At 30.7% G+C, this 6,249-nt stretch carries 8 protein-coding genes and 2 pseudogenes; 5 read left to right on the top strand and 5 right to left on the bottom strand.

Annotated features, from left to right (window positions below):
- Positions 1 to 37 precede the first annotated feature (37 nt).
- The 5 genes and pseudogenes from ACPYKA_RS17755 (at position 38) to ACPYKA_RS17735 (ending at position 1,355) form a co-directional block, all read left to right on the top strand.
- Positions 38 to 211: a hypothetical protein gene (locus ACPYKA_RS17755; RefSeq protein WP_479543537.1), complete on the top strand. Its 174-nt coding sequence runs from the start codon at positions 38 to 40 to the stop codon at positions 209 to 211.
- Positions 212 to 339: 128 nt separating this feature from the next.
- Positions 340 to 588: pseudogene (locus ACPYKA_RS17750) on the top strand (ATP-binding protein); the annotation flags it as partial.
- Positions 585 to 785, top strand: coding sequence for a hypothetical protein (locus ACPYKA_RS17745; protein WP_479543536.1), 201 nt, complete (start codon positions 585 to 587; stop codon positions 783 to 785). The pseudogene ACPYKA_RS17750 and the gene ACPYKA_RS17745, both read left to right, overlap by 4 nt.
- A gap of 223 nt (positions 786 to 1,008) precedes the next feature.
- Positions 1,009 to 1,166, top strand: a pseudogene (locus tag ACPYKA_RS17740) (ATP-binding protein); the annotation flags it as partial.
- A gap of 9 nt (positions 1,167 to 1,175) precedes the next feature.
- Positions 1,176 to 1,355 carry a hypothetical protein gene (locus tag ACPYKA_RS17735; protein ID WP_479543535.1) on the top strand — a complete coding sequence of 60 codons (180 nt, stop codon included), beginning with the start codon at positions 1,176 to 1,178 and terminating at the stop codon, positions 1,353 to 1,355.
- Between the two features lie 174 nt (positions 1,356 to 1,529).
- On the opposite strand, the gene ACPYKA_RS17730 is transcribed toward ACPYKA_RS17735, so the two are convergent.
- From ACPYKA_RS17730 to ACPYKA_RS17710, 5 genes are all read right to left on the bottom strand, one after another.
- The gene (locus ACPYKA_RS17730) at positions 1,530 to 1,688 is read right to left on the bottom strand and encodes a transposase (protein ID WP_479543534.1); all 159 of its coding nucleotides are present in this window, start codon (positions 1,686 to 1,688) and stop codon (positions 1,530 to 1,532) included.
- Between the two features lie 205 nt (positions 1,689 to 1,893).
- Positions 1,894 to 3,561, bottom strand: a complete 1,668-nt coding sequence (locus ACPYKA_RS17725) for an alpha/beta hydrolase family protein (RefSeq protein ID WP_479543533.1) — start codon at positions 3,559 to 3,561, stop codon at positions 1,894 to 1,896.
- Entirely contained in the window at positions 3,548 to 4,753 is a 1,206-nt protein-coding gene (locus ACPYKA_RS17720; protein ID WP_479543532.1) for an MFS transporter, read from the bottom strand. The genes ACPYKA_RS17725 and ACPYKA_RS17720 overlap by 14 nt, the downstream gene beginning before the upstream one ends.
- Positions 4,750 to 5,862, bottom strand: coding sequence for a tetratricopeptide repeat protein (locus ACPYKA_RS17715; protein WP_479543531.1), 1,113 nt, complete (start codon positions 5,860 to 5,862; stop codon positions 4,750 to 4,752). The genes ACPYKA_RS17720 and ACPYKA_RS17715 overlap by 4 nt, the downstream gene beginning before the upstream one ends.
- Before the next feature lie 257 nt (positions 5,863 to 6,119).
- The coding region (locus tag ACPYKA_RS17710; RefSeq protein WP_479543538.1) for an ATP-binding protein at positions 6,120 to 6,249 on the bottom strand (130 nt) is incomplete at its 5' end.

Genomic DNA, 6,249 nt, shown 5'->3' with positions numbered 1-6,249 from the left:
AACCTCCAAATCATTTTCTATGAAGATTATCACATGAATGAACTACAGTGAAAATGTGGGAACTATTTTACGCTTACCGACAACGGAAATCTATGCAAAATCTAATCTGGAATTGAAGCGCAAAGCAATTGAAGAAGCAAGTAATAATGTTCTTCCACAAGAAACGTTGACCACTGATGATAAAGAAGTTCTATTAGATTGGCTGAAATAATTTATTTAGGGCGAACAATATCTGAAAAGCATCAGCTAAAATTTTTATTATGTAAAGTGGATTATTCAAATAGACGTTGAAATCGTCCTTTCAGTGTCTGACTTTGCATAATAAATTACATTTCATAAGATGAATGGTTACTTACAAATTTATCAACTGATGAAGCCGCAATCTTACTAGAAATCACAGAATCCCGTCATAAGACAGCTTCAACTATTTTCTGTTCGCAGATTGACCCAAGTGGATGGCATTTGAAATTAGGAAATGAAACCATTGCAGAAGCTATCCTTGACCGAATCATTCATGATTCCTATCAAATTTTGATTGATGGTGAAGTTTCGATGAGAGAACGTCATGGAATAGGGAGATCTAAATGATTCCATCAGAAGTAGAAAATCGTATAGCAAGGTATTTTTTTCACATGTATTTACCCGAAGAAGTTATGATGAATGTGGAGGATAAACTATTAAGTTCCTACATATGGATGAAGGAAGAGAATTTAAACCATGATGAACTCGTTAATTTAGCTATTGAGATTATTGATAAGCATTTAAAAGAGAAAAAATTTAGATAGAACAAACAGCCATTGGAACAACAATATTCCAATGGCTGTTTATTATTCAGTGGTTTATTGATCATTAACTCTAAACTCTGCGCAGCTAGTTCATTTCCATTCCATAATCCTAAATACTCAATTATTTATATATTGGTAAACAGGTTGGCAAAGGGTGGTAAAATCCTTGTCACTCCCTGGTAAAAACAATGGCAAGGCTGGTACATTTGGGTGGCTGTAATCAAAGAGAGCATCCACTATATTATGTTTTCAATTTTCACCGGAAGGGTGGCATTCGAAGCTAGGTCAAGCACAGGTAGCTGATGCAATTCTTGATCGTATTGTTCATGATTCCTATAAAATTTTAGTAGATCGTGAAGTTCGATGAGAGAACGTCATGGGGGTAAGGTAATGATTCCAATAGAAGTGGAAAACCGTATAGCTAAGTATTTTTTTCACAGATATTTACCAGAAGGAGTAATGAAAGAAATAGTAGACAGGTTATTACCCCCTGTATATGGATTGAGGAGGAAGATTTATACTTTGAAGAACTTGTCAGCTGGGCAATTAAGATTATTGACAACCGATTAGAAGATAAACAATTAAGGTGAAATCAGCAGCTATTGGAAAGAGTAAAACTGTTTCAATGACTGTGTGCATTTCTTTCTTTAATAATGAGTGGCTCTTCCCTCCGCATTCACTGATCTAGTGTCCGCAAACAGTGGCTCAAAACTCCGCACGGCTGGCTCATTCTGTCCGAAATACTCACCTTTCGTTATTCGTAGGTGTTAGCCCTGCCCAAGAACATAAATGCTTTGCTGTCGGGAACACGTCCATATTGACGCCAATTTCTGAAATAATGGCAATGGCTGTAAAGGCGTCTTTGATGGACGGAACAGTTAAAAGTAGATTGATTTCTTCCATGTAGGCACGGCAAGGAAATGGATCGGTGTCAAATCCTTTTTACGTTCCAGTATATCCTCATAATGTTGTTTAATAACCGCAATTTTACCGGTTTGCTCTGTAGTAATAACCGTCGATTGCAAAATTTAATTTCATGCGGCTTTGTGCCTTGAGCGAAGCAAATTACAAGGAAATTTAATACATTACAATCTTTCTCTTTAAATTTTTATTTGTTAAAGTAACATTGATATATATATTGATAGCGTCTTTTTTTCTGTTTTATGTTACTTGGAACATGGTCTCCATTTTCCTCTGTGATTAAATTCCAGTTCATTTTGTTAATTCTAGCAGATTTATATGCAAGAAGTGTTTCGTTATAATCAAGTACAGAATCCATATTACCTTGAATTAAATATATAGTGTTGGTATTATCGTTTTGGAAAAACCTATAATTAAACATTTTGTTTATCTCGAAATTATTAAATCTGCTGTTAAACCAAATTAACTCTTTTGATTCAAGCTTATTTACATGATTTTTTAAGTTCATTAAGGGGGCTATCGCTATAATTTTTTCGAAGTTCTTATTAGTCATGACACCTGTAATTAAGCCTAGTGTGGCACCGAAACTCACTCCTAATAAGGTTATTTTACTTCTAGGAATTAAATATTCATTTTCAAGAAATTTACTACATTCTAATATTTCTTTAATAACAACATGCCAATTCTTCCAAACAGATTTTCTTGTATTTAATGTTCTATAGGCTGAACCGTTATAATTCAATACACAGACAAGAACCCCAGCGTATACAAACTCCCTGTAAATTCCGTTATATCTTAATTCATCAAATTCAAATGACTCAGGTCCCCCATGGATAGATATTATAATCCTGTTTATTTCATTATTTTTGGGTTCAAACAATATACACGAAGAAGGGGTTTGAATATATTTCACATTGATAAAATCAACACTCTTTAATGTTTTAACAGGAAATTTAATTTGTGAATCTTTGTTAATATAACCCCAACTTATCCCATTAGATAGACTAGTATTTTTTATCAAAATCTTATCGGAAACCTGTGAATGTAATTCAATATTAGATCTAAATTGAATTGATTTAATAATTCTTTTTGAAATGATATTAAGTATTGCCATTTCAATAAGACCTTCCTTATTCAATAAGCAAACTAATTTATTGTTGTCAAGCATCTTTACAGTAATGATTGGCTCTTCAAATTCAAATTTTAATACTTCTTCAAAAGTAGAGATATTCATTACTATGACTTCCTCAGTATTTTCTTTTTCAAGTGAATAAACAACGTATTCACGGTAATAACAATGATACTTATCTATAATTACCTTCTCTTTATTACCAACTACGGTTGCCGATAATCCTGTTCCTGGTCTCTGAGTTGTCATTAACCAATTTGAACTATGTGTCGAGATAGTTTCTATATTTATTAATTCAATATCTTTTTTTATATTTTTTATTAATGTATATTTTAGCTCCTCAGTAATCTTAATGAGTATATATGTGTTTTTTTCGGTCAAGACAACTAAATATAAATTATTCTCAAAAGAATCTAAAAATACATTTTCAATTTCAGTAATGTTTATTTCTTCATTAAAACATAAAAAATTTGAATCTAGTTCTTCAAAATTGGTATTATATTTCTTAATATATATAATACCGCTAATTTGATTCAACCAAATAGTGTAAAATAAAGGTTTAGTTTTCAGTGCTATTAAGGCTTTAAACATATCATTAAATGTTAATAATTTGGTACCATCCGATAAAGAAATATCATTATCATTTAAAAATAAAGCTTGATTTTCTGATGTAATTGTTAACAGTATTGGTTCAAAAAACATATTCTTATCATTATAAAACTTCATGGACTTCACCTGACTCGCGTTTATTTAATATAAAATTATAAAACAACGGAAAAATGCACGCATTAAATAATATCAAAAGTGAACACACCATTAAGGAATAATTTAAGTTGATGCTAAATAGAATACCTCCAATAGATCCACCGATTGCATCTCCAACAAAAAAAGAGGATTGTGATAATCCAAATAACATGCCTATTGCGTATTTTGGATACATATTTAACTCCATCAATTCCTGACAAATAACTGAACCTGTAATAAAAAGTGTTCTTATGATAATAATAAATGGAACGATTAGATAATGTAACTTAAACAAAAACAAAAGTGTTAAAACTCCTACTAGTAATTCGAACCAAAAAAACAGCTTACTTTTTCTCTTATTAACTTCATTATCTCCAAATAAAGGAGCAAATAAGATAGAACTAATACCTATCAACGCAATGTACAATCCTATTAAAGTTACTGGAACACCTTGTTCTTTTAATATTACTGGGAAAAATGGAGTAAATAAACTAACTGATAGACCTGTAATTACACCGAAGAAAATAACTCCTGTAATTAACCGTTTTGGAACGTATTTTTTCAATTTCTCTTTATCTTTATCAGAGCTTTCCTTATCCTTATGTAATTTCGGCACGAATAACATAGTAAATAAGCATAAGACAGAAGAAATAATTAACACTGTAACTATTGGATTCTTAAAGATATAAGATAATAACAGAGTAAGTATTCCAGCTAATGATGCCCCTACTGCAGTGCCAGTATTACTTCCCGTCTCTTTTAAAGAAACAATAGCTGCTCTATTTTCTTCATCTCCTATTGAAAGAATCCAATATCTCATGGAAACAATTACTAATGAAGCCCCTAATCCAGCGATAAAACCAGAAACCCCTGCAATGATGAGTGAATTTGTAAATATTCTTAAAAACAGGCCAATTGCATAGACAAAAACTCCTAGCCTAAGTGCAAAACTAGGTGATACGATATCTCCAATTTTTCCGGTAATAAAAGACAATGCACCCGCAATTGCCATCATTGTATAAGAAAAACCATAGAATGTTAGTGCATTTTGTTCATCAAACCACAGTGCATGAACGGTTTTTGAAACTGCCATGCTCAAGTAAAATAAAACACTAAATATTAAGAAGGCTCTAGCAGATGGGTATTTCCTCATTGTATAAACAAGATTTTTCATAGAATCTCCTTACATAATATTTTTTCATTTTCTAACAAAAGTTTATTTCTTGGATACTTTTTAAGTGCTAGCTTTAACACTGTTGCCGCTTCTTCTTCTGATTTAATATTTAGTAAACATTCGGCTTTAATAATTGAAATATTTACATAAAAATCTTCAATTAATTCATCCTCCAAATTATAAGGATGATCCTTAATTAATTTATAACATTTCTCATAATCGTTTTCTAAAGTATGAGTATAAATTAAATCGTATAAATACTCGTAACTTTTATTTGAAAGTATGTATGCATTTTTGAAATTTTCTTGTGCTAATTGGATTTGATTATCTTGCGATAAATAATAAAGACCTAAATAAGAATAAGTCTCAGGAATATATGGATTTAGATCTTTTGCATACGTTAAATGTTTATATGCTAAATTATACTTTTCATTATTTATTAAATATTTGGCATACTCCAAATGGTTTTCTGGATAATATGGATCCATATTTATTAATTTTTCAAAAGCTGAACTAGCTTCCTCAAACATATTCAAATTTACATAGCATTGAGCCAAATTATAGGTTAATACACTCTCATGTAAGCCGTTATCAACATCAGACAATTTGCTTTGTTGTAATTTACTTATACCATCAAGTAAAATTCCTATCGCTTCTTCTATTTTACCTTTCCTATAGAGTATTAAAGCATAGCCGTTTCGATTAAATATCTTGTGGAAACTAGGTTCATTGTTCTGAAAAGCATTATACGCTTCATTTAGTAATTCCTCCGCTTTACTAATAGATTGCAAATATTTCGGGTGATGACGTGCATATAACATTGCCAAAACATAGTTAGAATCAATAACTCTTTTTATATTTCCATATCTTTTGCTTTGGTTTAGATAAAATTCAGCTGTTTCTGTTTCGCCAATTTGTGAATAAGCTATGCCTAGGTCATAGAAATACTCATCACTAATTTCAATGCTTAAAATTCTATTTAAAAGTTTTATACTTGTCCATGCATCTCCAACAGATAAAAATTGTAATGCTAAGTTATGTATTTTATTTTTGTCCCTTGATAAAAAAGCTTTTTTAACTTTTTCTTCAACTATATCCGATGAGGACATGCAAGTGGTTAAATTAGATTATAAGTGACGGAACCTATGTTATTTTTAATCAGTATATCTAAAAACAATTTAGAACCAATATCTAATTCTTTAGAGTGATAAATAGTTATTTTCAAATTATCTTTTACTCTACTTTTTATTGATAAAACTAGTGTATTTAAAACCCTTTTAATTCTATCTAAAGTATAAAATCTTAATTGCTTTTCATAACTTTGATTTTCTGTAACCGTCAAGTGAAAATGGACACTTTTTGCTAATTAATTCTGGACACTTTTTTCCATAAAAATGGAAGAACGATGTTTCATTCTGTAACTGTCATCATCCCGGAAATGAATAACTTCTGCACGATGTAAAATCCTGTCCAGGATAGCTGTTGTAATTCCGGGG

Origin of the sequence: Pseudogracilibacillus amylolyticus (SeqCode) (assembly GCF_051918545.1) — a bacterium.
Classification (GTDB): domain Bacteria; phylum Bacillota; class Bacilli; order Bacillales; family Amphibacillaceae; genus Pseudogracilibacillus.
This window is presented reverse-complemented; position numbering and strand designations above follow the sequence as displayed.